Origin of the sequence: Halorussus salinus, assembly GCF_004765815.2 — an archaeon.
Classification (GTDB): Archaea; Halobacteriota; Halobacteria; order Halobacteriales; family Haladaptataceae; genus Halorussus; species Halorussus salinus.
Window position 1 is genome coordinate 165,176 of record NZ_SBIS02000011.1, and the last position, 25,317, is coordinate 190,492.

Genomic DNA, 25,317 nt, shown 5'->3' on the forward strand with positions numbered 1-25,317 from the left:
GTCAGATCGACCTCGCTCGGATGAGCGCGTCTTCGGTGTTCGTCGGCCCGGCCAGTTGCTCCATCTCGTCCACGAGGAGATACCGACCCATGGTCGGTCCGGCCACGCGGTAGTAGAGGCCGAGGGTCTGCTCGCGCATCTCCTCGGCGACGACGGTCGTGTCCAGCGCGTCCATCGCCATGTCTTGGGCCTCTTGGAGGCCGATGCCGGTTAGCTCCTCGGTGGCCTCCTTGTCGAAGATGACCTCGTGAACGTCCGTGCCGTCGTCTAAGACGCCCTTGATGCGGAGGTCGAACTCGCCCTCGCCTTCGCCGTGTTCGGAACACCGCCCGTTCTGGAGGACGCGGGTACAGCCCTCCTCGGGACAGCGCTTGATGAGTCCGGACCCGCTCTGGATGTCCACCAGCGCGCCGTCGATTTCCGCGGTGTCGTCGCCGACCTCGATGTCCTCGTCGGCCTCCTCGACGGTCGTCGTGCGGTTGAGTTTCACCGAGTAGTCGCCCTGATACTCGTCGGAGACGAGGTTACCGAGGTGGTAGACCGTGCCCTCCTCTAACTCGGGGAGGTCGGAATCGGCCCACTTGGTGAACTTGATGGTCCCCGTCTCGTCGCCGAGCAGACCGACCTGCCCGACGGCGTCGCTCCGGGGGTCCCAGAGGTCCACGACCTTCGCGGTGAGGCTGAGCCACTGCTCGTCCTCGGTCACGTCTTCGACGTTGACCTGCTCGGAGCCACCGCCGCCGCTCCGGATGTCGTCGCGTTCGAGTCCGGCCTCGTCGAGGTAGTGGCTGACGACGCTCCGTCGGGCCTCTTCGAGAGGGACGCGGTACTCGTTGACGAGGTTGTCGAGGCGGTCCTCGACCTCCTCGACTGTCAGGTCTAAGTGTTCGGAGAACTGTTCGCGAATCTCTTCGGCGTGCTGGCGCACATCGCTCATGGTTGAATCCGTCTCCGCGTCGTTTTCTTCGGGAGACATGCGACGGGTTAGTGCGCTATGGTATAAAAGGCTTGGTACGCGCGGTGAAAGTGAAAGTGGACGCGTCAGAGCCGCCAACCGTCGTCCGCGGTCGTCCGCGGTCACCGGGATTCGAGCGCCAGCGCGGCCCCGAGACCGACCAGCACCGACCCCGAGACCCACCGCAGGCCGTCGGCGAGTCGGGGGCAGGCGCGGAACGCCGACCGGACGCCGCCAGAGACGAGGCCGACCGTCCCGAGGTAGCACGCCGTGAGAGCCGCGTAGGTCCCGCCGAGCGCCAGCATCTCGGCGGTGGCCTCGGGACCCGAACCGACGAACTGCGGGAGAAAGGCGAGAAAGAAGAGGGCGACTTTCGGGTTCAGGACGTTGACCGTCACGCCGCGGACGTAGCCGCCTCGAAGTTCCCCGTCCCGGAGCGTCGAGTCGGTCGTGTCGGCCGACGGAGCGTCCGTCGATGCACCGTCGGCGAAATCGAGGTCGTTCCCCCGCCAGAGCGTCGTCACGCCGAGGTACAGGAGGTAGGCCGCGCCCGCGTACTTGACCGCCGCGTAGGCGAGCGCGGACGCGCGCAGGAGCGCCGCGAGACCGAGCGCGGCCGCACCCGTGTGGACGAGGACGCCCGTACTCACGCCGAGCGCGGACGCGACGCCCCCGCGCTTGCCCGCGCTCACGCCCTGCGTGAGGACGAACACCGTGTCCGGGCCGGGCGTCAACACCAGCGCGACTGCGGCCCCGACGAACAGGAGGTAGCTCTGGAGGTCGATTGTCGGGAGCATTCGATTGGCGAAACGTCGGCCGTGAGACTGTTAAGCCTACTGACTCGGCAATCCGACCGACGGAGACCACACGACTATCAGTCTCGCGGCACAACGTAAGACCGATGTTCTTCGACCCGGAGTTCGCAGAAGACGAGGAGGCCGACCGCGACCTCCGGCACGGACTCTCCGAGGGGTCGCCGGAGGTGCTGAAAGCGTTCGCACTGCTGGCGGTCCTGATTCAGGCGGCGCTCCTCGCGGCCTCGCTCGGGGCGATGCTCGTCGTCTTCCGCGGCCAGCGACTCGTCGGCGGCGCGCTGGTGGTCGGCGGCCTCGCGGGTCTCGGCGTCGCGGCGGTCGTCTACCGGCGGGTCAAGCGCCGGACCGCGACGTGACGAACAGACCTATCTTGCGGGGCCACCAAGGAGTCGGCAAATGGACGACCGCCTCGAAAGCTTCCTCCGGTCGAAGATTCGGTCCGCCGGGCGGCAGGTCGCCGACGCCAAGCGGGCCTACGCCAACGCCCGGCAGGCCGCCTTGGCAGACCTGCCCCAAGACGACGAGGGGAAGGCCAGAATCGTCTGCCGACGGCACGCCGAGCGCCGGGCCGTCGAGTTGGACTCGGAGGCTCGCCCCGCCTGCTTCGACCCGGACCACCCCGACTGCGAGGGCTGTGTCCGAGACGTGCGCGACGGCCGCATCGAGACGTGGTAGCGATGCCGGACGCCGATTCCCCCGACGCCAGCGACGCTCTCGACCGACCGGTCGTCGCGCTCGTGATGGCGGGCGGCACGGGCACCCGACTCTACCCCGCGAGCAGGGCCGACCGACCCAAGCAACTCCTCTCGCTCGGGGTCGGCGAGTCCGACGAGAGCCTGCTCGAACGGACGATTTCGCGGGTGAGCTTCGCCGACGAACGCTACGTCTCGACCAGCGAGGAGTACGCCGAGCGGGTGCGCGAGGAGGTCCCCGAGGCGGGTCTCCTCGTGGAACCCGAACCCAAGGACACCGGCCCGGCGCTGGTGTACGCGGCCCACCGAATCCGCGAGCAGGTCGGCGAGTGCGTCCTGCTGTGCGTGCCCAGCGACCACCTCGTCGCGGGCGAGTTCGCGGCGAGCGCCGAGCGCGCGGTCCGGACCGCAGTCGAAACGGAGGGGCTGGTCGCGTTCGGCGTCGAACCGACGCGACCCGCCACCGGATACGGCTACATCGAGCCGAGCGATTCGGCGGCCGAGCGCGCCGAAATCGAACAGTTCCGGGAGAAGCCCGACCGCGAGACCGCCGAGCGGTTCGTACAGGAGGGTTTCTACTGGAACGCCGGACTGTTCGCGTGGACGCCCGAGAGCCTGCTTCGGGAAGCGCGGACCTCCTCGCTCGGCCCGCTGGTCGAAGCACTCGACGCGGGCGAACCGGAACGTGGGTTCGCGGAAATCGAGGGCGTCAGCATCGACTACGCCGTCATGGAGCGCACCGACGAGGCCTACGTCGTGCCCGCCGACTTCGAGTGGGACGACGTGGGCGCGTGGGACGCCATCGAGCGCGTGGTCGAGACCGACGACGAGGAGAACGCGATTCTGGGCGACGGACTGACCATCGACGCCGCGGAGAACGTCCTCGCGGCCGACGACGAGACCCACGTCAGCGTGGTCGGGTTGGACGAGGTAGTCGTCGCGGCCTACGACGACCGCGTGCTGGTCGCGCCGAAAGACAAGGCCCAGTGCGTCCGGGAGGTCGTAGCGGAACTGCGCGAGCAGGGGCAGTTTTAGTCGGCGGTGTGCCAAACTTTGATGTTAACAGCGTTGTTAACAGAGTAGTATGGGCACGACGGACAAGCACGTCCGCATCAGCGAGGAGAACTACGAGCGACTGCGGGCGCGTCGGCGGGAGGGCGAGAGCTTCGACGACGTGGTAGACCGACTCCTCGGCGACGACCGCGACTTGCTCGCGGGGTTCGGCGCGTGGGAAGGAACAGACCAGCGAGAGGTAGTCGAAGAGATTCACGACCGAGGAGAGCGCGAGAGTACGGGACGAGTCGAAAAAATCGCCGACCGCGGGAGCGACGACGAGTGAAGGTCCTCGACAGTTCGTTTCTAATGGACTACGAAGACGGTCTGGCCGAGACGAAAGAGTACTTACTCGACCACAGCGACGAGAAGTTCTTCGTTCCCGCGCCGATTTACGCCGAATTTCTCCTCGGTGGCGTCTACGGTGAAGCGAGTTCCCCCAAGCGGGCACGACAGCATCTCGAATGGGTGGAAGTGTACTCGGCCAGTAAAGAGACCGCCGACCACGCCACCGATATCGCAAACGAAATCGATGCGCAGGGACCGCACCTGTCGCCAATCGACTCCCTCGTTGCAGGCGTTTCCCGCGAATTGGGCGCACCGTTAGTCACCAGCGACAGCGACCACACTCATCCCTCTTACCGGAAGATAATCGACGTTGAGGAGTATCGCTGACCGACCGCTTCCGGCGGCCAGTCGAACTTTGTCTCAGTCGGTCGTACGGCCGCCGTCATGTCCGATATGCCAGACGGAGAAGTCGTCGAGGAGACCGACGACTACGTTCACGTCCGGTTCCGCGACCCGGACGAGTTCGACACCATCCGGACGCCCGACTGGGCCGAGAACGCCGCCGGAGACGTGGCCGAGGGCGCGGAGGTCAGGACCGGGAAGCTGAAAGACGAAGACGACTGGCTGGTCGAGAGCGTGCTGATTCCGGCCGGAACCGACCGCGACGAGGCCGAATCCGAGGCCGAGGAGATAGTCGAGAAGATAGAGAGCTGAGGCGAAATTCCGGCGGATTCGCGCTCAGTCGGCCGCGACGAGGTCCCGGTAGTGAATCGTGGTCTCCTCGCCGACCTCCTTCGTGACGCGCTCGCCGGTCTCGATTGGGACGGGGCGGTCGAAGACGGGGCCGTCGTGGACGAACGTGTGGAACTCGCCGTTCTCGCCGCAGGGGTCCACCTCCTCGGGCAGGTCGGCGAGGAGGTCGGCGTCGAACCGCCGACCGGCGAAGTCGGCGTCGAGGGCGTCGTCGTCCACCGCGACCACCGTGGCCGCGAAGGCGTCGGCGAACTCGCGGGCGACCGATTCGGTGTCCCGGCCCCAGATCGGCCAGTAGCCCGCGACCGGGGCGTCCGCGAGGCGCTCCTCGCGGTAGGCCCGCACGTCTTCGAGGTAGAGGTCGGCGAACGCGATGCGCTCGACGCCTCGCTCGTCGTAGTCGGCCGTGGCCTCGGCCATCCGCTCGTCGTACTCGTCGTTGTCGGCCTCCTCGGGTATCTCCACGAACCGAATCGGCAGGCCGAGCGCGTCGGCCTGTCGCTCGTAGAGGTCGCGCCGGACCCCGTGCATGCTGGTGCGTCCGGTCTCGGCCGAGACCGTGGTCAGCAGTTCCGCGACGCTCTCTCCCGCCTCAAGCATCTTCCAGAGCGCGTAACTGGCGTCTTTGCCGCCGCTCCACGAGAGGACGGTCGGGGCGGCGTCCGGGGTCGCGTCTGTCATTTAGCTCCGGAGTCGCCCGCCGTCCACTGGCACGGCGACGCCGTTGACGAAACTCGCGCGCTCGCTGGAGAGGAACGCCACCGCGTCGCCGAGTTCGCGGGGTTGGCCGACGCGGTCGAGCGGGATGTCGTCTGCCCACGCCGCCAACCCCTCGTCGTAGCTGTCGTACTCGCCGCGCTCGACGGCCGCCTCCACGAGTTCTTCGATTCGGGGCGTCTCGTGCGCGCCGGGGAGGACCGCGTTGACGCGAATCTCGGGCGCGAACTCGCGGGCTTGGGTCTTCATCAGGCCGATGACGCCGCGCCGGACCGCGTTCGAGAGGACGAGTCCGTCGATGGCCTCACGGACGCTGGTCGAGGTGACGTTCACGACGGTGCCCGCGTCGCTCTCGGCGAGGTGCGGGTGAGCGGCCTTCGTCAGCCAAACGGCGCTCATCACCAGCAGGTCGTAGGCCTCGTACCAGTCGCGCTCGGTCGTGTCGAGGAACGGACCGCTCGGCGGCCCGCCAGCGGAGGTGACGACGTGGTCGAGTCCGCCGAACTCGTCTACGGTGGCGTCCACCAGCGCCTCGATTTCGTCCGGGTCGGTGATGTCGGTCGGGACCGCGACCACGTCGCCGTCGCCCGCCGCGTCGATTTCTTCTCTGGCGTCTTCGAGTTTCTCCTCGCCGCGCGCACAGAGCGCGACGTTCGCGCCTTCCGCCGCGAGCGCCTTCGCCGAGGCGCGGCCGAGACCGCTCGAACTCGCCGTTACCAGTGCGGAGTTACCGTCTAATCCGAGGTCCATGCCCGGTGGTTCGGAGGCCGTGGTCAAAGGTCTCGGGGTGGCGGCTATCCGTTCAATTTTCCCTCGTCGCTTTCGCCGTTCTCCCTGTCGTTACGCGTCGATTCGAGCGGTCGTCTCGCCGTGCGGGCGGCCGTATCGGGCCGCGAGGTCGTCTACCTCGGCTTCGTAGCGGGCGTCGAGTCGTTCGACCTCGCGGCGTCCCTCGTCGGTGAGAATCCAGTCGGTGACGCGCGCGTCGTCGGTCGTGCGGGCGTAGGCCGTCGGGTCGTCGGCCGCCTCGCCGTCTTCGAGCGCCCCGAGGTCGAACCGCGAGTCGCGGAGTTCCGACGGGGCGAGGTCCGAGACGCGCCGGACGAGTCCCTTCTCGGCGAGTTGGGTGAACGTCCGCCGGACCGTCGCCTTCCGAACGGTCACGTTCGCCGCTCCCTGCGGGCCGATATTAGCGTAGTCGCCGCGCTCGATGACCGCCGCCACGTCGTCCAGCACGCCGCTGACAGTCGTCGGCGCGTCGCTCTCGTGGTCGTCGCCGACCATGTGATTCAGTATCGTGCGCTCGACGTGACCGCTGGTTCGTATCTCCTCGTCGGCGGGTGACTCCTCCGTTCCGGCAGATTCCGTTTCGTTCGACATACCATATGTTACGTAGTTGCGTTGCATTAAACGTTCGGTACATTACATATCGATTCACACGGCGACTGCGAGCGTGAGCTACGACGCACCACGTGAACGCGACTCGTAACCGCCGACGGGACGCGCCGCGAGAGTCTCGTGTCTGCGGGGCGGGGAGGTACGGGGCGCGGTGCTGTGGAGGTGCGGTCGTGATTGTGGTCGGTGGCAACGAACACCGACCAACCAGTTCGCAGGCTTCCGAGTGACTAGAGATTTCTGAAGAATGGACACGAATCGTGAAGACGACACGGAGTCACGCCTACCGGCTGACCTCGCGGGACTTCCGGACCGTCACCGCGCCGTCGGTCGTCACGCCGATGAGGAGGTCCTCGTGAACCTCCCGGCCTTCCACGGCCTCACCGGCCTCGTCGCTCACGCGCTTCATCAGTTCCGGCGCGGCGTGGTTGACCTTCACGCCCGCCTCGTCGCAGGCGTCGTAGACCCGCGAGGGCACGTCGTAGAGGTCGGTGCCCGTCTCGACCACGACCCGGACCGGCGCGCGGAGCGCCTCGGCGAACGCGACGGTCTCGCGGGCCTTCCCGACGTTCTCGCGGGCGCTGGCCTCGACGCTGGAGACGTTGGCCCGCGACGTGCCGAGTCGGTCGGCGATGGTCGCCTGCGCGACCCCGCGCTCGCGCAGGGCCAGCACCTCGGCCTGTCGCCGGGTCAGGACGCTGGTCTCGGCGTCGAACCCCGCCCGGTCGAGAATCTCGTCTACGTCGTGTTGGTCGGTCACGGACCATCACCCGCCCGCGCCGGGTCGGTCTCCGCGTGGCGTGCGCTCATGGTCGGTGGTACGCACTCGGCACGAAAAAACCCGCCGTGGCGACCGGACGCGAGATGCACGCTGTTGGGACTGTCCACCCCGACGCGACCGGCCGCCGGTCCCGGAGGTCAGCTCCCCCAGAAGTTGTCCCGACTGCCGAGTCGCGTCCGATTCGACCCGTCGTCGCCGTCGTCGCCGTCGTCCGAATCGGCGTGGTCCTCCGAGTCGTCGTCGGGTTCGGTCTCGGTCTCGTCGGCGGCGTCGTCCATCGGCAGGCGCTCTACCTCCTCGCCGTCCGCGTGACTCCCGTGGACGTTCGTGACCCGGACCTTCGCGCGGGCTTCCGGCAGGACACCGTCCACCATGACGATGAACCCGTCGTCGGTGCGACCGACGCCAGCGCCGCTCTCGTGGATGTCCTCTACGTCCACGACGACCTCCTCGCCGGGTTGGACCGGGGCGGTCTTGAGGTCCGAAATCGGTTGGCTGTAGTGTTGACACCACTCGGCTCCGCCGCGGTCGCCGTAGTGTTGACATCCCATCCCCTCGATTCGTTCCTGAAAACTCGGGCACTCTTCAGCGAGTGGACAGTCCGGCATGACTGAGGGTACTGGCCGGTCTACCTAAACCTTTACGTCAACCGTTTCCAGCGGTCGCTCGCGGTCAGGGCGCTGGCGTCCGGAGGCCGACGGTCACTCCCCGGCGACGAGGAGCGTCCTGCCGCCCTTGCGTTCGATATACACGTCGGCCACGTCGGGGAACGACTCGCCGACGTACTCGTTCACGCGGCCGGTTTCGACGCCGGACACGTCGAGTATCGTCCGGTCGGTGCCGTCGGACGGCCGTTCTCCGCGAGCGAACTGGGTTATCATATCTACTAGCTGTCGCGGAACCGGTATGAATGTGAGCCGTCCGGAGCGAAAGTGAAACTAACCGCAAGCATCGGGGTAGAGACGCAGGCCGGAATTTCCGCGAACCGGCGTCCCGAACTCGTCGCTCCCGAACGCGCCGCGAGTCCTCAGATGTAGTAGGCCGCGATGTACGTCAAGAGAGCTAGCAGAACGAACGGAATGATGTGCAGTCCGAGCGCGATGAGGTCGAGGAACGTGTTCTGGGGCCACGGCGAGAACACCAAGAGGAACACGGTGAAAAACAGCAGGATGACCAGCGGGATGATGTTCACCGAGATGTCCAGCAGCGTCTCGCGGTTGAACACGGGATGGGACATGTCGTAAGAGGACACGGTCCGGACGAGTATAACGGCGTCGGCCACGCCGGTCGTCAGCGGCCGACGCGGCCTCAGTCCCCGATTCGACTTCGGCGACTGACGCGACCACGACGCCAGTCACGACCACGACGACCAACTGACCGCTCGGCTACTCGTACAACAACTGCTCGGCCTGCGTCCGCCGTCGGTCCACGTCGAAGTGCGGTTCCAGTTCGGGGTCGGCGTCGAGTCGGTCCAACACGAGGAGTGGGTCGGTTCCGCCGCGCTCGACGCGTTCCAACAGGGCGGCGATTTCGCGCCGGTAGAGCGCCAGCGAGTCGAGCAACCCGACCGCGAGCGCCATCGCCACGCCCGCGTCGCCGCCGGGGAACGCGTCGCTGATGCGGGCGAAGTCGGGCGACTCCGGCGGCTCGTCGTCGGTCGGTTCGAGCGCGAGGCAGTGGGTACAGACCGCGACGCGCTCGCTCTCCTCGGGGAGGTACTCCCGCAAGTCGGTCGGGACCGCGAGGAGTAACTGCTCGCTTCCGCACGAAGAACAGGTCATATCGAATGGTAGCGGCGCGTAGTGAAAAGCGTAAGCGAAAGCGGACCGTCCGAACGTGACGAAACTCTCTCAGTCGTCGGCGGTGACCGTCTCGGCGGCCTCCTCGGCCTCGGCCGCGGCGGCCTCGCGCTCGGCCTTCTCCTCTTCTTCCTTCTTGGCCTTGATCTTCTTGAGACGGAAGATCTCCTCGCGCTCCTGTTCTTCGAGTTTCTGCTCGATGTATTCCTTGTTCTCGTTGAGTTCCGGCAGGAGCTTGAACTCCAAGGCGTTGACGCGGCGCTTGGTCGTCTCGATTTCGGTCAGCATCTTCTTCATCGCGGTCTCGACCTCGGCCGCGAGGATGATGCTTTCCAGAAGCTCCTCGTAGGCTTCCGCGGCCTCGTCGATACGTGCGCTGGTCCCGAGAACGCCGTAGCCGCGCTCGTCGAGTCCTTTCCGGACCTTCGAGGACTCGATTTGGGGGACGACGACGCCCATGATGTTCTTGGACTCGGTCGTGATTTCGGGGTGTTCCTTGAGCGCGGCCGCCGCACCGCGGACCGCCACGTCGCCCTCCATCGCGCGAGCCATGTTGATCTTCTGCTGGGCGAGTTCGTAGTCATCTTCGAGGTCCGAGCGCACGTCCTGCGCTTGGTCGAGGATGTCCATGAACTCCATGATGAGACCGTCACGCTTCTTCTCTAGCGTGTCGTGACCCCGCTCGGAGAGCTGGATGCGATCTTCGATCTGCATCAGGTTCTTTCGAGTGGGTTTGACGTCCTTGGCCATCTTAGGGGGAGTTTGTAGCTCGAAGGGGTTAACCTTTTACAGTCAGCGTCGCGGAATCGGCGCTTGACGACCTGTGACGCCACCGGTAAGCCGAGATTTCTGGTATCACGAGAGCGGACCTCGTACGATTTGCATTGTCAATGTCGCCAGTCCGTTGCCCGTATCGTCTACCACGAAAAACTCGAACCGGAATCAGTCCGCCGCGACTTCTTCAGCCTGCTCATCCTCGGAGTACTCTTCGATGAGGTCTTAGCCGAAAGCAGTATATTAGTAGTGGCCGAGCACGCCGAGTCGTCGTGCTCGCCGTGTTGCGAGGTGAAAGACGAAGTAGCCGAGCAGCAGATAGCCGACTGCGGTTCCGACGAGAACTGCTAACGCTAAGGGCGGGAGTTCCCAGAGTCGGTCACCTTCGACCATTGCTCGCTGAAGAAGGGCACTCCCTTGGGCCAAGGGCAAATATCGTGTCCACGCTAAATTGAACGCAGGAGCCGAGATGAGCGGGATGAACGTGAACTGGAGAAAGGTGAGTAAGCTACCAATACGTTTGTAGAGGACGGTAACACCACCGGCAGCGAATCCTAGACCCAACACGGAGAGAATCGATAACGTGGCAACAGGAACGATTGTAAGGAATCCCAGCGAGAGTGTTTTCCCCGTAATTAAAATCATCACACCTAGAACTATTAAAGACGTGAGGAAGGCACGAACGATTTTTGCGACCCCTTTCGCAAGCGCGATAGGCGCAAAGCCAAAGGGGGTGATAAAGTGTCGTTCCAGTGTTCCCCACTGGACTTCTCTCCCGAGGTCACCCGACATTTCGTAGTAGGCACTGACAGAGAGACTCCACAGGAAATAGCCAACAATGATTCCTTCGAGTTGGTCGGTAAGTGCATGTCCGACGAGCATTTTCCCACCGTAGAACAAGAGGATGAAGAAAGCCAACTGTGAGAAAAGTCCGCCCACAGCATTAAGCGGATAGCGGACGAAAATGAGATACTCTCTGTAGAGAACTGCTTTGATGAGTTGAAGGTATCCGATAGATGCTGGTTGCAGGGACTCTATCGGCACGGAGGTTGAATCCTGGGTCATTGTTGATTACCTCGCGTCATCTGGAGAAACGCTTCTTCAAGATCCGGTTCAACCGTATCGACACTATCGAGTGTGACGTCGTGAGAAGAAAGGAGGTCGGTCAGCTCGTAGAACCCAGTAGAATCAGTTGCAACTTCGAGAACGGTTCGACCATTGTACTGCTCAGTTTCTACGTCATCGAACTGACCTTCTATTATCGAGATAACATGAGGTTCGATGTCGTGGCTTGCGATTCGGTAGCCGTAGGTGTCAAAACTGCGTAGCAACGTCTCGACAGCGTCATCGGCAATGACGCGTCCATCGCTGACGATGATAACCCTATCACAGATGTCTTCGATAACGTCCATGTCATGGCTGGAAAGTACAACGGTTAATTCCCGTTCATCAACGATACGGCCGAGTTCCTTTCGGAGAGTGGTCGAACTCTCAACATCTAGTCCAAGCGTTGGTTCATCTAGAAAGACGACATCTGCGTCGCTCGCCAGAACGCTCGCTAGCGAAACTTTCTGTTTCATTCCTCGAGAGAGGTCCCGAACCGGCTCGTCGGCTTTCTCGTCCATCTCGAGTTGTTTGAGTAACCGTTCGTGCCGATCGGCGACCGAGTCGGGGTCGACACCGCTGACTGTCGCAAAATACCGTAGATTTTCCTTAACGGTCAACCGCCAGTAATCGTTGCGAGCCCCTTCTAGCATTGCATCGATATGTCGATAAGCCTCCTTTGGTCGTTTAGCGACGTTAATACCGTTAACTCGAACGTCGCCAGCGTCAGGCAACATCGTACCAAGAATGCATTTGATGGTCGTCGTCTTGCCTGCACCATTCGGTCCAAGCAACCCGACCACCGATCCGGACTCAACACTGAACGAGATATCGTCGACAGCAACGATTTCGTCTTCCGCCGTTTCGAACGTCTTCGAAAGCCTTTCGACTTCGAGTGCTGGTGTGTTCCCGGAACCTCTCTCAGTCGCGTCATCAGTAGGTTGAATTTCTCGTTTGTCGTGCTGTTTTTGCATCCTTTTCTCAATTGTGGAATAAAAGATGCTATATTAAAAATATAACCATTTAATGACGTTTATGCTCCACTAATTGGGTAGAAAGTGGTCGTCCGGTGTTTGCTCGGGGAACGCGAGTGTCATTCAAGAAGAAGAGCGCAAGGGAGGGTGTCAGGCTCCTGGGAGCGAAGCAACGTGTAGACGACCCCGGAAAGACCATTGAAGAACGTCGGGTTGACGAACGAAGAGTCGTGTCCTGGTAGGGCAAGCGCACCGTCTCGGTCTCGACGGGCAAGACAACGCCCCGCTAGTTCGGTCGCGGTAGTGCGGTCAAGGTCGGTGTGACGTGAGCCTTCTATAAGCGCTTCGACACGTCCAAAGTTTCCACAGCAGACGTTGTCAAACGGTGCCGGTGTCGCATTGGCTGTCTCGGAAAGTGCTGCTTCCGCGTCGACGAGTAGCGATTCGTCACCTAGCTCTTTAGCGAGACCGATCCGTGAAAGGGCGATTCCGGTTCTTCCGTGACACCAGCGATCCTGGTAGTCGGGGTATTCGGGTGACTCCATCCAGTTAGTCTGGTTGGAGGAAAATAACTCTGACTCGAATGACAATGCCTCATGCGCCGCTTCAATGAACCGTGGCTCGTCAGCGGCTGCCCCGAGCCTACCGAGTGCGTAGGCGATTCCGCTCGAACCATGTGCGAAACCAGTACTCGGTGTGTCCTGCGTCGTCTTCCACACACGATAGTCCCCAGCGACCATACGTCCTTGAAGAAGGCGTTCTCCACAGACGAGTGCTCGGTTTAACGCCTCTTCGTCGCCGAACCTATCGTAGTATGCGAGTAATGCGAGTAACGTCCCGGCGCTTCCCTCCACCACATCGAACGTGTCATCGTCCGCAATTTTTTCTCTAGTTACCTGTCGAATAGCTTTCCGTGCTTTGGGTCGGTATGTTTCCTCATCTACCAATTCAGCTGCGACAGAGAGGGCGTACACTGGCGAGCCCACACCTTTCATTCCACCAAAACCGATCGAAGTATCGTCAGAAATAGTATTAATTACCGGTTTAAGAGCTTCTTCGACGATGTTTCGGTACTCCTCGTTTTCGGTGACTTGATATATGGCTGCTGCTGCGAGCGCGATGCCACTTCGTCCGTAGTACAACGAAGGACCGGCCCGAGTCAGCGAAAACGTTTGTCCAGCGGGGGTTACCGACACCCACCCATGCCCGTTGTTAGATTGAAGTACATCGTCAAACAGGCTGAGTGCTTCGTCCAGAAACCGATTGGCCGTCGTCGTGGTTGAACACGGAAGGTCAGTCGTCGGTGTCTCGGTTGCCCGATAACTCTGCCGTATCAGCCAAGCCTGTCGACGCTTGTCGGCGGCGTCCATTTCGTCAAGTCGATGTCGAAGGAGTTCGTACCCCGAGGTGTCGGCAGTTGCTTCTAAAGGCTTATTGTCGTGATATATGGTTTCTCGGTCGGAATAGGACGAGAACCGTGGAATATCGAGTCGGCGAAGTGCTTTGCGTTCGGCGGCGTACATCGGCCAATAAGACTCTGCTTGGGCATATGGATGGAAGTACAGTGCCGCTAAACTTTCCATTTTGACAGTGAACCAGACACCATTTCGAAGCGGTGCTAAGTCAGTGGCTGATTCTAGAATTGTATTATATTGTTGTGTAGGGCGGTACAATAGACGGTTTTTGACATCTGTTACCAGATCCGGAGTGACGATTTCCGTAAGAAATAGGCCAGAATCATGAAGTTCACGGATCGTCTCATACGTTCTTTCAAAGCCACTAACGAGCGAGTTAATATGATTTTCCGGCGGATAGTCTTTGGCGTCGAATGTCGGCGTATTAGTGCTCCGGTTAATCACCTCCTTTGACTTCGTGACGGACATGACATCTGTGTTGATTGCTTTAATCGAGGAACGCGACCGATTCGACAGACTCGAAGTGCCACTTCGTGTGCCAAGTCCAGCAAGGGCCGTCGCTAGTTGTTCTCCATCTATGTCCCCTGGTTCGCCAGTCAAACTGGGGAGTAGTCCAGACAGAAGGACGGAATTGATAATTTCGTTAGCTAATTCCGTTCTCGCCGGAAGTGACTTCGGCCCTACGTGTGGATGCAACAACGTCTCTCCGTCGACGAGTACTGGGTTGGCTCTGCTGACAATTAGGTTCTCTAACGAACAGTCGGTAAAGTTGAGAACATACGTGAAGCAGAGCAATGCACCAGCACGCTCGTAATACTTCTCAACAGCAGCATTGTCTGGGAGGTCTTCGTACTCTATGAATTCCATCCAACCATAACTGTCGCGAGGCAGGTAGTTCGGTGTCTCGAATTTTGGGGTTGAGAGATGATTGTCAAGTCTATTTAGAATTTCGTAGAATGATGCGCCTCCTTCGACAGGTCGTGGTTTGTATATTATACTACCAGATTCGAGTGAAACGCGAACTGGGACGCGACCTCCGGCGTGCGTGTCCTCCGTGAGCGGTTCAAGTTCCATTACGGCACCATCAACCTGAAAATGTTCGTGTAGCAAATTTAGATCGTCTTGAAGTCGCTGATACGTCTCCTCGACGGTAGTTATCCATTGTTCGGTTATTTGAATAAAGTTTCGCGCGAGTACTGGATACTCTATACAGAGGTCTTTAAACGCACCGTCGAACACTTCATTGACGAACTTTTGATAGTATTCAGTTGGAGGGTCTGCGAAGTCGTCCGGGTCAGCCGCTATTAGTTCCGGGTCCTTATACTCCACAAAGCTCTTAAACTCGGTATAAAGTACTCTAACACTGTGTCGCTCAAGTCGCTCTAGGAGCCACTCAATCAGCGGTGATATAGTTCGGAGATCGATGTTATCAGAGAGACGATCGTAAGCGTACATCGCGATCGGAGTTAGTATATCATCGAATGGCAGATCCTCCGATGAAGGTATATTGGGTCGGTTACTACAGGGAGAGTTTTCAATGTAATCAATCAGTCTTTCGATTTCTGTAATCCAATCCGGAAACGGAAGATCTTCTGGCCAATAATTTTTAGTGGCGTGTCTTCTGATATTTGATTCGGTGAGACCTTCCATTGCAAGGCGTTTCTGAAATGATTCCTCATCTGGAAACTGCGCTTTCCATTCGTGCAACAACTCCTCTGAATCGGTAACTGAATCGTGTCCGACAACATTAGTAGGCCCATTTTCTCGCTCGTGGAATGTCCGTGCCTGCCCTGCAAGTTTACGTTTTTCATCTTCTAATAGCATTTTTAATTAAAATAGTTAAATTATCTGGTTAATGTCCCCTTATCTCCTGCGTTCTGACGCACCTAGTTTTTGGAAGCGTAATCAAACGAATAACGAGTGCAGACCGCAGATTGTGCTCTACACGGGAACTCGGCCTCAGCGTCATCCCAGTCAACTACGGAATCAGACTCGTCGCTTTTGAACTTGTCAGCATGCATTTGTTTGTCGGCCGTTGCATCCACACCATCAGATATGGCAATTGACATGCAATGTTGGATAATTAACCCTAGGTATTAAATTTTTCGGTTAATATTTTGCTTATATATTTAAATTTCGTATTTATAATTATCCTATTATTAAGCACCAGCGGAAATAAACTCCATAATGATATCCAACCAATGGCATTTAGCTTAGAACCTTCGTGAAAATATAGATTTTGTGTGATCTGTGAGAGTCGAGTACGCCGAAAACGGATTGAGGTAGCGTCAGTCGTCCTCAATCCGCCGCGACCTCTTCGGCCTGCTCGTCCTCATAATACTTTTCGATGAGTTCCTCGTCGATGCGGTTGAGTATCTCCTTGGGGAGCATGCTCAGGAGGTCCCAACCGATGTCGAGGGTCTCGTCGATGTCGCGGTTCGTGTCGAAGCCCTGGTCGACGAACTCCTCCTCGAATCGGTCAGCTAAGTCCAGATATTTGTTGTCGCGCTCGGAGAGGGCCTCGCGGCCGACGATGTTTACGAGGTCGCGCTTGTCTTCACCTTCCGCGTACGCGGCGTACAGTTGGTCGGAGACGTCCCCGTGGTCCTCGCGGGTCAGGCCCTCGCCGATACCGTCGTCCATCAGGCGCGAAAGGCTCGGCAGGACGTTGATCGGGGGCGTGACGCCTTGAGAATTGAGGTCACGGTCAATGTAGATCTGGCCCTCGGTGATGTAGCCGGTCAGGTCCGGAATCGGGTGGGTGTCGTCGTCGCCCGGCATGGTGAGGATGGGAATCTGGGTGACCGACCCGTCTCGACCCTCGATACGACCGGCGCGCTCGTACAGTTGCGCGAGGTCGGTGTACATGTATCCGGGGTAGCCACGGCGGCCCGGCACCTCTTCGCGGGCCGCACCGATCTCCCGCAGGGCCTCACAGTAGTTGGTCATGTCCGTCAGGATGACCAGCACGTGGTAGTCCTTGTCGAACGCGAGGTACTCCGCGGTGGTGAGCGCCAGTCGCGGCGTAACCGTCCGCTCGACGGCGGGGTCGTCCGCGAGGTTCATGAAGACGACCGAGCGTTCGAGCGCGCCCGTCCGCTCGAAGTCCGCCATGAACTCGTTGGCCTCTTCGGCCGTGATGCCCATCGCACCGAAGACCACTGCGAACTCCGAGCCTTCGTCGTCGTCGCTCGCTTCGTCTTCTTCCGGCACGGTCGCCTGACGGGCAATCTGGAGCGCGAGTTCGTTGTGCGGCAGCCCGGAGCCCGAGAAGATGGGGAGCTTCTGTCCGCGGACCAGCGTGTTCATGCCGTCGATGGCCGAGACGCCGGTCTGGATGAACTCCTCGGGGTACTCGCGGGCGGTCGGGTTGATGGCGGCACCGACGATGTCGTCACGACGGTCCGGGACGATTTCGGGACCGCCGTCGATGGGGTTGCCGGAACCGTCCAGCACGCGACCGAGGAGGTCCTCGGTCACGGGCATCTTCATCGTCTCGCCGAGGAACCGGACCGAACTCTCGGTGTCGATACCCTCGGTGCCCTCGAACACCTGAATCGAGACGAGTCCGTCGCTCGATTCGAGGACCTGTCCTCGCTTGGTGTCGCCGTTCGGCGTCTCGATCTCGACGATCTCGTCGTAGCCGATGGGCTCGTCTACTTCCGCGAACACCAGCGGACCGCTGATTTCCGTAATCGTTTGGTACTCTTTCATGGTTTAGTAGAGGTCTCGGAGCTGTGCTTTGATGTCGTCTTCGAGGTCGGCAACGAACTCGTCGGCTTCGTCGTCCGGCGTCGTCGCGATGCGGTTCAGTCGGGGCGCGGCGTCGATGTCGGTGATCTCCTCGACCGGGACGCCAGCGTCGAGCGCCTCGAAGGCCTCGTCGTTGAACGTCCGAATCGCGCCCATGATGAGGTAGGACTTCTCGGGCGGACAGTTGGTGTCCACGTCGTGCAGCGCGTTCTGCTGGAGGAACGCCTCGCGGATGTAGCGGGCGACTTCCAGCGTGAGCTGCTGGTCCTCCGGCAGGGCGTCCTTACCGACGAGCTGGACGATCTCTTGGAGTTCGTCCTCCTCGTCCAGCACGTCCACGGCCCACTGGCGCTGTTCGGGCCAGTCCTCGGCGACGTTCTCTTCGAACCACGGGTCGAGCTGTTCCTTGTACAGCGAGTACGACTCGTTCCAGTTGATGGAGGGGAAGTGACGACGCTCGGCGAGGTCCGCGTCGAGCGCCCAGAACGTCTTGACGATACGCAGGGTGTTCTGCGTGACCGGCTCCGAGAAGTCACCGCCGGGCGGGGAGACCGCGCCGACCACGGTCACCGAACCCTCGGTGTCGTTGATGTTCTCGAAGTAGCCAGCGCGCTCGTAGAACTCCGACAGGCGCGCGGCGAGGTACGCGGGGTAGCCCTCCTCGCCGGGCATCTCTTCGAGACGCGACGAAATCTCGCGCATCGCCTCGGCCCACCGCGAGGTGGAGTCGGCCATCAGCGCCACGTCGTACCCCATGTCGCGGTAGAATTCCGCGATGGTGATACCCGTGTACACGCAGGATTCGCGCGCCGCGACAGGCATGTTCGACGTGTTGGCGATGAGGCAGGTGCGGGACATCAGCGGCTTCCCGGTCACGGGGTCTTCCAGTTCCGGGAAGTCGTCGATGACCTCGGTCATCTCGTTGCCGCGCTCGCCACAGCCGATGTAGACGACGATGTCGGCGTCGGCCCACTTCGCCAACTGCTGCTGGGTGACGGTCTTGCCGGAGCCGAACGGTCCGGGAATCGCCGCGGTCCCGCCCTTCGCGAGCGGGAACAGGCCGTCCTGCACGCGCTGGCCCGTCACGAGCGGCGTGCGCGGGGTCTTCTTCTCGTCGGCGGGACGGGCCTCGCGGACCGGCCACTCTTGGCGCATCGAAATCTCCTCGCCGGTGTCGAGTTCGACGACCGTCTCCTCTACGTCGAAGTTGCCGCTCTCGACGGCGACGACTTCGCCGCCGTCCGAACCCGGCGGCACCATGACCTTGTGGTCGATGCTCTCGGTCTCGGGCACCGTGCCGAGGATGTCGCCGCGTTCGACTTCGTCGCCCTCGCTGACTTCGGGGTGGAACTCCCACGTCTTGTCGAGGTCGATACCGGGTGCGTCCACACCGCGGTCGAGGAACGCGCCCATCTTGTCTTCGAGGACGGTCAGGGGTCGCTGGACGCCGTCGTAGATAGAGTCCAGCATCCCCGGACCGAGGTCCACGGAGAGGGGTTCGCCGGTGTTCTCGACCGGTTCGCCCGGCGCGACGTTCGATGTCTCCTCGTAGACCTGAATCGTCGTCAGGTTCCCTTCGATCTCGATGACCTCGCCCATCAGCCCTTCCTCGCCGACGTACACCACGTCGTTCATCCGGGCGTCGAGGTCGGTCGCGGTCACGACCGGTCCACTTACGCTCTCGATTTCGCCGTCCTCTCGAACGGCATCGCTTTCAGTTGCTTGGCTCATACGTTGTCACCTTGTTCGTCTTCGTCCATAAGGTCGATACCGATCGCACGCTTGATTTTCTCGCGCAGTCCGCCGCTCCCCGCGCCGCCGCCGATGGAGACCATCGTCGGTTCGACGCTCGTCTCGACTTCCTCCCGGACCTGCCGGGACAGGTGGTCGAGGTCCTCGTCGTGCATGACGACGATACCGACCTCGTCGTCGTCGAGAACGCGGGAGACCGCGTCGTCGAGTTCCGTCTCCTTCTCGTCTTCGGGGACGTTCTCGAACTTCCGGACGCCAGCGAGTCGGAACCCAGTCGTGAACTCCGGACTGCCGACGACAGCGATTTCTTGGCTCATAGCATCACCAGTTCGCTCTCGATTTCGTCCTCGCTCAGGCCAGCCTCGCGGCCCCGAGCGATGGCGCGGATGTTGTCGACTTCCCGCTCTTTGGCCAGCACGTAGGCCAACACCGGACAGATCGACAGCGGGAAGACGTGCGAGAGGTGGTCGGAGTACTCCAGCAACGCGGCGTCTAGAGCGTGCTCGAAGCCGATGAGGCTGTCGGCCCGCTCTAACTCGTCCAGCGCCGCCGAGAGGTCCTCGCCGTACGTGCTGTCACGGATGAACGTGACGAGTTCGTCCACGCTCGCGGCGAGTTGCGACAGCTCCGAGGCTCGGAACAGTTCGCCGCCCTCGATGAAGTAGTCGGCCGGGTCGAGGTCCGCGCCGCTTCGCGCGATGCGGAGCGCGTTGCGGGCGTTCCGGAAGTCGATCTCGGCCTGCAAGAACTCGACGTACAGTTGGGTCGCGCGGTTGTCCGTCTCGGTGACGCCTTCGATGAGGCCCTCGTAGTACGTTCGGTCTACCGCGTTTTCCAGCGGAATCAGGACGCCGGTCGCGTCGTAATCCTCGTACGCCGCAGTCAGCGCGTCGCCGTACCGCGTGCTGTCGAGCATCTCGACCGCGTCCTCGATGGACGCGGCTTCGACCAGTCGTTCGAGGAACTGCCGGTCGAACTCTCCGGCGTAGATGAGGTCCTCCTCGATGGCCTCGCTGCTCGAATCCGAGTAGATACCCCGGATGACGGTCTTGACGTTCCACGCGTCGAACTTCCGGAGGTACCGGGCGATGAGTTCGTACAGCGTCCCGTCGGCCCACCGCAGCAGGTCGTTGAAGTGCTTGGCGAGATTCCGGTTGAGGGCGTGTTCGATGAGGTCCACGCCGTCGTAGCGGGCACCGAGCGCGTTGATTTCGTCCTCGTACTCGGTCTCCTCCATGTACCGGGCGATCTCGCCGGGGCCCATGCGGACGAGCTTTCGGTAGTCCTCGTCGTCGAACAGCGCCGCTCGCCGGGCCTGCACCCGAGCGGTGACGTACTCGTAGTTCGAGGTGCCTTCCGTCTTTGGTACGCTCATTGCTCGAAGAGGCGTTTACTGATGTCCTGAAGGTTGTCGTCCCAGATGTCCTCCAGCACGGAGTCGAACGTGTTGTTCACGCGGAGACGAGACTGCTCGCTCTCGACCACGACGCCGCCGAGACAGTCGTACTCTCCGGCGTACTCGTAGCCGTCGTAGTCGGTCACAACGTCGGTGAGCAACTCGTCGTCTTCGGGCTTGCCGTAGACGTGGACGGTGTCGCCCTCGTCGAACTCCTCGCTGGCGGCGTCCAGCAGTTCGCGCGTCAACTCCTCGCGCTGGTCGCCTTCGAGGCTGGCGATGCGGTCTTCGACTGCCGACCGAACGTCTTGGAGTACGTCTCGGCGCGCTTCGAGGCGCTTCTGCTTGGCTTCCAGCTTGGCGCTCGAAAGCTTCTGCTCGCGCTCTTGGGCGATTGTCTGTTCGGTCTCCCGTTCTTGCTCCGCGAGTATCTCCTCGGCGTCGCTCTCGGCTTCGGAGATAATCTCTGCTGCGCGCTCGTCGCCCTCGGAACGAATGTCCTTCGCGCGCTCGCGGGCTTCGTTTCGAATATCCTCAACTACCGTGTCCAAACTCATTGATGAAGAGGGAAAGGGGTGCGTTTAACCGACGAAGAACGTGACCAGCGCCAGAATGACGAGCGTCTCGGGCAGGACCGTCATGATGAGGCCCGTACCGAAGAGGCTCTCGTCCTCGGCGATGGCACCGATGGCGGCGCTACCGATACCGCGCTCGGCGTATCCCGCACCGATAGCCGCGAGACCGACCGCGAGGGCGGCCATACCGTTCTTAGTGATGGTCGGACCGGTGGCGGCACCGGTGTCCTGTGCGAGCGTTACCGCGTCGACGAATGCAGGTGCAAGTTCGAGCATGGTTTCTGGTTCTTCTGTGGCTCTCGTAACCGGACAGTCGTATTTCCCGCTACTGTAGTCATAAAGCTTCCCAAAAGAGTTCGGCAGCGACACCGTTCTGGACGGCTCAATCCGGTGTTTATGATACCAATTACCAAAGCGTATCGCGCGAAAACGACCGATTCCTGTAAATCGAGAGAAAAGAAACGAGGTCAGTCCTGCGTGGTGTACGTCCGGTCGTGACCGAACGGTTCGTACTCCTCGCCGCCGCCCTCGTAGAACTTGCCGAAGAACTCGACGTATTCGAGACGGACCGCCTGTAGACCGGCGCTCGTGATACCGAGCGCCAGCACGAGGAGGTGCCCGAACACGAGGACGAGCAGGCCGATGAGCAGGCCGCCGATGCCCGAGTGGAACAGGCCGCCGAACATGTGGCTCGTCACTTCATGGCCGTGGTACATCGTCCCGACCTCGGGCATGTGGTTGATGCCGAAGTGCCACTCGGCGTGGCTCCCCTCGCCCGTGACGAAGACGCCGAAGAACAGGAGATTGACCACGAAGGCCATCCCCGCCTTGGCGAGCAGGACCGCGGCGATTCGGGTGTACGAGAGCGCGTCCGACAGGACGCTCAGACTCTCCAGCAGGCCGATGAGCAGGCCGGGGCCGCCGAGGTGCTTGACCTCGCCCGCGACGTAGAGGACCAGTCCGAGTCCGCCGATTGCGAGACCGAGCGTCCCGATCTGCGACGAGAAGCCGCTGAAGCCGAACGCGAAGGGCTCACCGGCGAAGATGTCGAACAGGAAGCCGGGCTTCGCCCCGCTGGCCTGCGTGCTAAATATCCACGTCCAGACGCCCGCGAACAGCAGGACCCACGAACCGCTTTCGAGGACTGCATCGACGGGGTCGTGGCTCAGCTCCTCGACGAAGCCGAACAGGTAGCCGACCGTCATGTGGAACAGACCCACGAGTATCGAGACGACCAACCACGTCAGGGCGTAGTCGGCGTTGACCGGCTGGAGACCCTTCTTCATCGGCGGTTCGCCGCCCCAGACGATGCTTCCGAGCTGGTGCAGGCCGAAGACTTCGCCGTACAGCACGCCGAACAGCGCCGTGAAGCCGCCAGCCCACAGCGCGATGCCGCCGAGGCTCTTGAACGCCTCGTTGTCGAAGCTACTGTAGAGCCAGTAGCCGACGCCCATGTACAGGAGTCCGTAGCCGAGGTCGCCGATCATGAACCCGAAGAACGCCGGGAACGTCAGGAACAGGACGACCGTCGGGTCGAACTCGAAGTACTTGGGGCGGTTGATGGTGTTGACCAGCAACTCGAATGGCTTGACCGTGCCGGGGTTGTCCTGCACGACCGGCGGCTGGTCACCGTCCATCGTGGTGCCGCCGTCGGCGGCGACTTCGCCGCCGGTGGCCTCATCCTGTGCGGCGGGTTCTTCGTGACCCATCGCGTCGCGGGCGTCGTACGAAGCGCGTTCGAGTTCGTCTACTTCGACGCGGTCGCCGACCGCTTGGCCGAGCGCGCTAGTGAGTTCGGTGTAGCGCTCGGTCGGAATCCAGCCCTCGGCGACGAACGCGTTCTCGGTCGTCGCGAAGTTAAGCGGCGCTTCGGACTTCTGAACGTCGATGGTCAGCTTCTCCTCGGCCGCCAGCAGGAAGCCAGCAGTGTCGAGTTTGACGTTCTCGATCTCGTTCTCGACGCTGTCGAGCTTTGACTGGAGCTTCTGGTGTTCGTGTTCGAGTTCTTCGACGTACTCGGCGGGACTACCCTCCGCGTCGGGCACGTCCAGCGAGGCGAAGTCCACGCCCACGAGGAGTTCGTCCAGCACGTCGTCGTCGGCGCTCTCCTCGGGGTAAGCGAAGACGGCGACGGTGTTCTCGCCGGAGAACGTGCCGAACTCGGCGATAGAGTCGGCGTCGGCGAGCGCGCTCCGGACCTCGCTCTCGTCGGCTTCGCCGACCGCGACCTGTAGGGTCTCGTAGCCAGACAGCAGGTCGAGGTCGATACCGAGGTCCGCGAACGGCTTGACGGAGTCGAGTCGGTCCTCCACGTCGCGGAGGTCATCCTCTAGTTCGCTCCGGCGGTCGTCCAAGTCGTTGACCTCCTCGCGGACCGACTGGAGTTCGTCTTCGAGCGCCTCGTCGGTGACGATGCGGCTCGGTCCGGCGTCCTCGTCGTCGATGTCGAGGATGCTTTCGAGCGACCGGACGGTGACGAGTTTCTCGGAGGCGTCGTCGGCACCCTCGACGGGGTCGCCCGGCTCGAAGCCGTCCCACGAGCCGTCGTAGTTCGAGAGGTGGACTAGATTCAGCTCGTGGACGGTCTCGATGACATCGTCCATGACGGCGCGCGAGCCGGTCACGGACACCTTACTCATTCGTTCAGGTCTGAGCATGCACCGCCTCCTCGAACAGGTCTACCACGTAGTCGGTTACTTCCTCCTCGTTCCCGCGCGCCCGCGATTCGAGTTTCTCACGCTCGTCCTCGCCGGAGGCGAGGACCTCTTCGCGCTCGGCCTCGATTTCCTCGCGGGCCTCGGCGAGACGCTCGTCGTGGAGTTCGGACGCCTCGTCGTCGGCTTCGCGCCGAATTTCTTCGGCCTCTTCGCGAGCCTCGGAGATGCGCTGGTCGCGCTCCTCCTCGGCCTCGGCGACGATATCGTCGGCCTCCTGTTCGGCCTCCTTGATTCGTTCGAGAACCTCTGGCCTCGGCATACTAATCACGCGAAAGTTGCAGAAGCGCGTATATACTACTTGCGAACTTTTCCCCGGTTGCGGTGACATGGTAGCTGTTTCCAAACCACAATGAGATGCCGGGAACGACGCGCAGACCGAATAGCAGGATTATTTGGCCAGCGGTCCTAACTGTTAGCCAATGGGTATCCTCGAAGACAAGAGTCGGGCGCGACTCTTCTACAAGTACCTCTCGAAGGTGTACGATACCGTCAACCCGTTCATCTGGAACGAGGAGATGCGCGACCAAGCCCTAGAGATGCTCGACATCTCCGAGGACGACCGGGTGCTGGACGTGGGGTGTGGGACCGGGTTCGCCACCGAGGGCCTCCTCGAACACACCGAGAACGTCCACGGACTCGACCAGAGCGTCCACCAGATGGAGAAAGCGTGGGAGAAACTCGGCAAGCGCGACCCCGTGAGCTTCTACCGCGGCGACGCCGAGCGCCTGCCGTTCAAGGACGACACCTTCGACGTGGTGTGGTCCTCGGGGTCCATCGAGTACTGGCCGAACCCGGTCGTCGCCCTGCGGGACATGCGCCGCGTCGTCAAGCCCGGCGGGCAGGTACTGGTCGTCGGCCCGAACTACCCCAAGTCGTCGGTGATGCAGAAGGTCGCCGACGCCATCATGCTGTTCTACGACGCCGAGGAGGCCGACCGGATGTTCCGCGAGGCTGGGTACACGGACATCCACCACTACGAGATGGGACCGAGCTACGACCCGGACATCGCACTCACGACCATCGCGCGCGACCCCGAAGACGAGTAGTTGCCGACAGGACTCCTCGAACGCCGTCGGCTCACGCTACCTCCTCCAACTCCGCGAGAACGGCCGAATCCGTCGAGACCACCACCGTCACGGTCGCGCCCGAGGACATCGCGGGGTCGTTCGTCCCCGCGACCGCGAAGCTCGCCGTCTCGCCAGCCGTCCACCGCTGGTCGGCCGCGCTGTTGAACGGTCCGGTCGGTCCCGGCCGGAACCCCTCCGCCGAGAAGAACGGGACCGGCGGCTGTGCGTCGAGCGCGGTTCCGTCGATTCGGACCCGCACCGAGAGCGCGGTCACGTCGAGGGCGTCGCCGCCGCGGTGGACCAGCGTGACGCGGTTCTCCTCGGCGTCGAGTCGCAGGTCGATGGCGGCGCGGGGCGAGTCGGTCGGCATCGGCGTACCGAGTGCGACGGTCCCGACGGCCCCCGCGAGAACCGCGGTCACGACGAGGAGCAAGACGACGCCGAGGACCGGCGACACCGCGCGGTCGGATAGCGACACCGCGCTATCGGATAGCAACTCCGTGGACACGGACGGGGTTCGTCCCGGCTTCGCTTTTCAACCT

General features: G+C 61.9%; 31 protein-coding genes. 7 read left to right on the forward strand and 24 right to left on the reverse strand.

From position 1 onward, the window contains the following. Nucleotide 1 precedes the first annotated feature (1 nt). Nucleotides 2-937, reverse strand: a complete 936-nt coding sequence (locus EPL00_RS20200; protein ID WP_135854989.1) for a replication factor A — start codon at nucleotides 935-937, stop codon at nucleotides 2-4. A 140-nt stretch (nucleotides 938-1,077) separates the two neighbouring features. Beyond that, entirely contained in the window at nucleotides 1,078-1,752 is a 675-nt protein-coding gene (locus tag EPL00_RS20205; RefSeq protein ID WP_135854836.1) for a LysE family translocator, read from the reverse strand. 104 nt (nucleotides 1,753-1,856) lie between these two features. Here EPL00_RS20205 and EPL00_RS20210 point away from each other — a divergent pair, with 104 nt between their 5' ends. The 6 genes from EPL00_RS20210 to EPL00_RS20235 are packed head-to-tail and all read left to right on the forward strand — an operon-like array spanning nucleotide 1,857 to nucleotide 4,517. Continuing rightward, nucleotides 1,857-2,126 carry a DUF7322 domain-containing protein gene (locus EPL00_RS20210; protein WP_135854835.1) on the forward strand — a complete coding sequence of 90 codons (270 nt, stop codon included), beginning with the start codon at nucleotides 1,857-1,859 and terminating at the stop codon, nucleotides 2,124-2,126. Nucleotides 2,127-2,166: 40 nt separating this feature from the next. After that, nucleotides 2,167-2,445, forward strand: coding sequence for a DUF7091 family protein (locus EPL00_RS20215; protein WP_135854834.1), 279 nt, complete (start codon nucleotides 2,167-2,169; stop codon nucleotides 2,443-2,445). A gap of 2 nt (nucleotides 2,446-2,447) precedes the next feature. Beyond that, entirely contained in the window at nucleotides 2,448-3,497 is a 1,050-nt protein-coding gene (locus EPL00_RS20220; RefSeq protein ID WP_135854833.1) for a mannose-1-phosphate guanylyltransferase, read from the forward strand. Between the two features lie 49 nt (nucleotides 3,498-3,546). After that, complete coding sequence (locus tag EPL00_RS20225) at nucleotides 3,547-3,801, forward strand: antitoxin VapB family protein (protein ID WP_135854832.1); 255 nt, start codon at nucleotides 3,547-3,549, stop codon at nucleotides 3,799-3,801. Continuing rightward, complete coding sequence (locus EPL00_RS20230; protein ID WP_274381012.1) at nucleotides 3,798-4,190, forward strand: PIN domain-containing protein; 393 nt, start codon at nucleotides 3,798-3,800, stop codon at nucleotides 4,188-4,190. The genes EPL00_RS20225 and EPL00_RS20230 overlap by 4 nt, the downstream gene beginning before the upstream one ends. Nucleotides 4,191-4,247: 57 nt before the next feature. Then, nucleotides 4,248-4,517, forward strand: a complete 270-nt coding sequence (locus tag EPL00_RS20235; RefSeq protein ID WP_135854830.1) for a hypothetical protein — start codon at nucleotides 4,248-4,250, stop codon at nucleotides 4,515-4,517. Between the two features lie 24 nt (nucleotides 4,518-4,541). On the opposite strand, the gene EPL00_RS20240 is transcribed toward EPL00_RS20235, so the two are convergent. The 21 genes from EPL00_RS20240 to ahaH form a co-directional block, all read right to left on the reverse strand. Next, a complete protein-coding gene (locus EPL00_RS20240; RefSeq protein WP_135854829.1) occupies nucleotides 4,542-5,237 on the reverse strand; it encodes a Dph6-related ATP pyrophosphatase in 696 nt (231 codons plus the stop codon). Next, a complete protein-coding gene (locus EPL00_RS20245; protein ID WP_135854828.1) occupies nucleotides 5,238-6,023 on the reverse strand; it encodes an SDR family oxidoreductase in 786 nt (261 codons plus the stop codon). Between the two features lie 90 nt (nucleotides 6,024-6,113). Further along, on the reverse strand, nucleotides 6,114-6,653 hold the full coding sequence (locus tag EPL00_RS20250) for a hypothetical protein (RefSeq protein ID WP_135854827.1): 540 nt from the start codon (nucleotides 6,651-6,653) through the stop codon (nucleotides 6,114-6,116). 298 nt (nucleotides 6,654-6,951) lie between these two features. Continuing rightward, nucleotides 6,952-7,428, reverse strand: a complete 477-nt coding sequence (locus EPL00_RS20255; RefSeq protein WP_135854826.1) for a Tfx family DNA-binding protein — start codon at nucleotides 7,426-7,428, stop codon at nucleotides 6,952-6,954. Nucleotides 7,429-7,586: 158 nt separating this feature from the next. Continuing rightward, nucleotides 7,587-8,057, reverse strand: a complete 471-nt coding sequence (locus EPL00_RS20260; protein ID WP_135854825.1) for a TRAM domain-containing protein — start codon at nucleotides 8,055-8,057, stop codon at nucleotides 7,587-7,589. A 93-nt stretch (nucleotides 8,058-8,150) separates the two neighbouring features. Next, nucleotides 8,151-8,330 carry a hypothetical protein gene (locus tag EPL00_RS20265; protein WP_135854824.1) on the reverse strand — a complete coding sequence of 60 codons (180 nt, stop codon included), beginning with the start codon at nucleotides 8,328-8,330 and terminating at the stop codon, nucleotides 8,151-8,153. Nucleotides 8,331-8,476: 146 nt separating this feature from the next. After that, nucleotides 8,477-8,731, reverse strand: coding sequence for a DUF6684 family protein (locus EPL00_RS20270; RefSeq protein ID WP_238398262.1), 255 nt, complete (start codon nucleotides 8,729-8,731; stop codon nucleotides 8,477-8,479). 103 nt (nucleotides 8,732-8,834) lie between these two features. Beyond that, the gene (locus tag EPL00_RS20275) at nucleotides 8,835-9,230 is read right to left on the reverse strand and encodes a DUF6276 family protein (protein ID WP_135854823.1); all 396 of its coding nucleotides are present in this window, start codon (nucleotides 9,228-9,230) and stop codon (nucleotides 8,835-8,837) included. Nucleotides 9,231-9,299: 69 nt separating this feature from the next. After that, entirely contained in the window at nucleotides 9,300-9,998 is a 699-nt protein-coding gene (locus tag EPL00_RS20280) for a V-type ATP synthase subunit D (RefSeq protein WP_135854822.1), read from the reverse strand. A 267-nt stretch (nucleotides 9,999-10,265) separates the two neighbouring features. After that, nucleotides 10,266-11,087 carry an ABC transporter permease gene (locus tag EPL00_RS20285; RefSeq protein WP_135854821.1) on the reverse strand — a complete coding sequence of 274 codons (822 nt, stop codon included), beginning with the start codon at nucleotides 11,085-11,087 and terminating at the stop codon, nucleotides 10,266-10,268. Beyond that, the gene (locus EPL00_RS20290) at nucleotides 11,084-12,100 is read right to left on the reverse strand and encodes an ABC transporter ATP-binding protein (RefSeq protein WP_135854820.1); all 1,017 of its coding nucleotides are present in this window, start codon (nucleotides 12,098-12,100) and stop codon (nucleotides 11,084-11,086) included. The genes EPL00_RS20285 and EPL00_RS20290 overlap by 4 nt, the downstream gene beginning before the upstream one ends. A gap of 119 nt (nucleotides 12,101-12,219) precedes the next feature. Beyond that, nucleotides 12,220-15,339: a type 2 lanthipeptide synthetase LanM family protein gene (locus EPL00_RS20295; protein ID WP_135854819.1), complete on the reverse strand. Its 3,120-nt coding sequence runs from the start codon at nucleotides 15,337-15,339 to the stop codon at nucleotides 12,220-12,222. A 62-nt stretch (nucleotides 15,340-15,401) separates the two neighbouring features. Beyond that, on the reverse strand, nucleotides 15,402-15,584 hold the full coding sequence (locus EPL00_RS20300) for a hypothetical protein (protein ID WP_135854818.1): 183 nt from the start codon (nucleotides 15,582-15,584) through the stop codon (nucleotides 15,402-15,404). Between the two features lie 229 nt (nucleotides 15,585-15,813). Next, nucleotides 15,814-17,229 (reverse strand): ATP synthase subunit B, encoded by a 1,416-nt coding sequence (locus tag EPL00_RS20305; protein ID WP_135854817.1) that lies wholly within the window; start codon nucleotides 17,227-17,229, stop codon nucleotides 15,814-15,816. A gap of 3 nt (nucleotides 17,230-17,232) precedes the next feature. Continuing rightward, nucleotides 17,233-18,999, reverse strand: coding sequence for an ATP synthase subunit A (locus EPL00_RS20310; protein ID WP_135854816.1), 1,767 nt, complete (start codon nucleotides 18,997-18,999; stop codon nucleotides 17,233-17,235). Further along, nucleotides 18,996-19,337, reverse strand: coding sequence for a V-type ATP synthase subunit F (locus EPL00_RS20315; RefSeq protein WP_135854815.1), 342 nt, complete (start codon nucleotides 19,335-19,337; stop codon nucleotides 18,996-18,998). The genes EPL00_RS20310 and EPL00_RS20315 overlap by 4 nt, the downstream gene beginning before the upstream one ends. Beyond that, on the reverse strand, nucleotides 19,334-20,395 hold the full coding sequence (locus tag EPL00_RS20320) for a V-type ATP synthase subunit C (RefSeq protein ID WP_135854814.1): 1,062 nt from the start codon (nucleotides 20,393-20,395) through the stop codon (nucleotides 19,334-19,336). Before EPL00_RS20320 ends, EPL00_RS20315 begins: the two co-directional genes overlap by 4 nt. Next, complete coding sequence (locus EPL00_RS20325) at nucleotides 20,392-20,973, reverse strand: V-type ATP synthase subunit E (RefSeq protein WP_135854813.1); 582 nt, start codon at nucleotides 20,971-20,973, stop codon at nucleotides 20,392-20,394. The genes EPL00_RS20320 and EPL00_RS20325 overlap by 4 nt, the downstream gene beginning before the upstream one ends. Before the next feature lie 24 nt (nucleotides 20,974-20,997). After that, nucleotides 20,998-21,267 carry a F0F1 ATP synthase subunit C gene (locus EPL00_RS20330; RefSeq protein ID WP_135854812.1) on the reverse strand — a complete coding sequence of 90 codons (270 nt, stop codon included), beginning with the start codon at nucleotides 21,265-21,267 and terminating at the stop codon, nucleotides 20,998-21,000. 191 nt (nucleotides 21,268-21,458) lie between these two features. After that, the gene (locus EPL00_RS20335) at nucleotides 21,459-23,648 is read right to left on the reverse strand and encodes a V-type ATP synthase subunit I (protein ID WP_135854811.1); all 2,190 of its coding nucleotides are present in this window, start codon (nucleotides 23,646-23,648) and stop codon (nucleotides 21,459-21,461) included. Continuing rightward, on the reverse strand, nucleotides 23,635-23,967 hold the full coding sequence (ahaH, locus tag EPL00_RS20340; protein WP_135854810.1) for an ATP synthase archaeal subunit H: 333 nt from the start codon (nucleotides 23,965-23,967) through the stop codon (nucleotides 23,635-23,637). Before ahaH ends, EPL00_RS20335 begins: the two co-directional genes overlap by 14 nt. Nucleotides 23,968-24,127: 160 nt before the next feature. Between ahaH and EPL00_RS20345 the strand changes: the two genes are divergently transcribed. After that, a complete protein-coding gene (locus EPL00_RS20345) occupies nucleotides 24,128-24,754 on the forward strand; it encodes a methyltransferase domain-containing protein (protein ID WP_135854809.1) in 627 nt (208 codons plus the stop codon). Between the two features lie 31 nt (nucleotides 24,755-24,785). Here the strand turns inward: EPL00_RS20345 and EPL00_RS20350 are convergent, their stop codons facing one another. Then, the gene (locus EPL00_RS20350; protein ID WP_238398263.1) at nucleotides 24,786-25,283 is read right to left on the reverse strand and encodes a type IV pilin domain-containing protein; all 498 of its coding nucleotides are present in this window, start codon (nucleotides 25,281-25,283) and stop codon (nucleotides 24,786-24,788) included. Nucleotides 25,284-25,317: the final 34 nt, after the last annotated feature.

Bases quoted from the DNA above. Each gene is read 5' to 3' on its own strand.
- EPL00_RS20215 (WP_135854834.1), top strand. From the start codon at position 2,167: ATGGACGACCGCCTCGAAAGCTTCCTCCGGTCGAAGATTCGGTCCGCC.
- EPL00_RS20200 (WP_135854989.1), bottom strand. From the start codon at position 937: ATGAGCGATGTGCGCCAGCACGCCGAAGAGATTCGCGAACAGTTCTCC.
- EPL00_RS20345 (WP_135854809.1), top strand. From the start codon at position 24,128: ATGGGTATCCTCGAAGACAAGAGTCGGGCGCGACTCTTCTACAAGTAC.
- EPL00_RS20275 (WP_135854823.1), bottom strand. From the start codon at position 9,230: ATGACCTGTTCTTCGTGCGGAAGCGAGCAGTTACTCCTCGCGGTCCCG.
- ahaH (WP_135854810.1), bottom strand. From the start codon at position 23,967: ATGCCGAGGCCAGAGGTTCTCGAACGAATCAAGGAGGCCGAACAGGAG.
- EPL00_RS20305 (WP_135854817.1), bottom strand. From the start codon at position 17,229: ATGAAAGAGTACCAAACGATTACGGAAATCAGCGGTCCGCTGGTGTTC.
- EPL00_RS20235 (WP_135854830.1), top strand. From the start codon at position 4,248: ATGTCCGATATGCCAGACGGAGAAGTCGTCGAGGAGACCGACGACTAC.
- EPL00_RS20295 (WP_135854819.1), bottom strand. From the start codon at position 15,339: ATGCTATTAGAAGATGAAAAACGTAAACTTGCAGGGCAGGCACGGACA.
- EPL00_RS20320 (WP_135854814.1), bottom strand. From the start codon at position 20,395: ATGAGCGTACCAAAGACGGAAGGCACCTCGAACTACGAGTACGTCACC.
- EPL00_RS20250 (WP_135854827.1), bottom strand. From the start codon at position 6,653: ATGTCGAACGAAACGGAATCTGCCGGAACGGAGGAGTCACCCGCCGAC.
- EPL00_RS20220 (WP_135854833.1), top strand. From the start codon at position 2,448: ATGCCGGACGCCGATTCCCCCGACGCCAGCGACGCTCTCGACCGACCG.
- EPL00_RS20280 (WP_135854822.1), bottom strand. From the start codon at position 9,998: ATGGCCAAGGACGTCAAACCCACTCGAAAGAACCTGATGCAGATCGAA.
- EPL00_RS20240 (WP_135854829.1), bottom strand. From the start codon at position 5,237: ATGACAGACGCGACCCCGGACGCCGCCCCGACCGTCCTCTCGTGGAGC.
- EPL00_RS20260 (WP_135854825.1), bottom strand. From the start codon at position 8,057: ATGCCGGACTGTCCACTCGCTGAAGAGTGCCCGAGTTTTCAGGAACGA.
- EPL00_RS20290 (WP_135854820.1), bottom strand. From the start codon at position 12,100: ATGCAAAAACAGCACGACAAACGAGAAATTCAACCTACTGATGACGCG.
- EPL00_RS20330 (WP_135854812.1), bottom strand. From the start codon at position 21,267: ATGCTCGAACTTGCACCTGCATTCGTCGACGCGGTAACGCTCGCACAG.
- EPL00_RS20335 (WP_135854811.1), bottom strand. From the start codon at position 23,648: ATGCTCAGACCTGAACGAATGAGTAAGGTGTCCGTGACCGGCTCGCGC.
- EPL00_RS20325 (WP_135854813.1), bottom strand. From the start codon at position 20,973: ATGAGTTTGGACACGGTAGTTGAGGATATTCGAAACGAAGCCCGCGAG.
- EPL00_RS20285 (WP_135854821.1), bottom strand. From the start codon at position 11,087: ATGACCCAGGATTCAACCTCCGTGCCGATAGAGTCCCTGCAACCAGCA.
- EPL00_RS20210 (WP_135854835.1), top strand. From the start codon at position 1,857: ATGTTCTTCGACCCGGAGTTCGCAGAAGACGAGGAGGCCGACCGCGAC.
- EPL00_RS20225 (WP_135854832.1), top strand. From the start codon at position 3,547: ATGGGCACGACGGACAAGCACGTCCGCATCAGCGAGGAGAACTACGAG.
- EPL00_RS20205 (WP_135854836.1), bottom strand. From the start codon at position 1,752: ATGCTCCCGACAATCGACCTCCAGAGCTACCTCCTGTTCGTCGGGGCC.
- EPL00_RS20300 (WP_135854818.1), bottom strand. From the start codon at position 15,584: ATGTCAATTGCCATATCTGATGGTGTGGATGCAACGGCCGACAAACAA.
- EPL00_RS20310 (WP_135854816.1), bottom strand. From the start codon at position 18,999: ATGAGCCAAGCAACTGAAAGCGATGCCGTTCGAGAGGACGGCGAAATC.
- EPL00_RS20265 (WP_135854824.1), bottom strand. From the start codon at position 8,330: ATGATAACCCAGTTCGCTCGCGGAGAACGGCCGTCCGACGGCACCGAC.
- EPL00_RS20245 (WP_135854828.1), bottom strand. From the start codon at position 6,023: ATGGACCTCGGATTAGACGGTAACTCCGCACTGGTAACGGCGAGTTCG.
- EPL00_RS20315 (WP_135854815.1), bottom strand. From the start codon at position 19,337: ATGAGCCAAGAAATCGCTGTCGTCGGCAGTCCGGAGTTCACGACTGGG.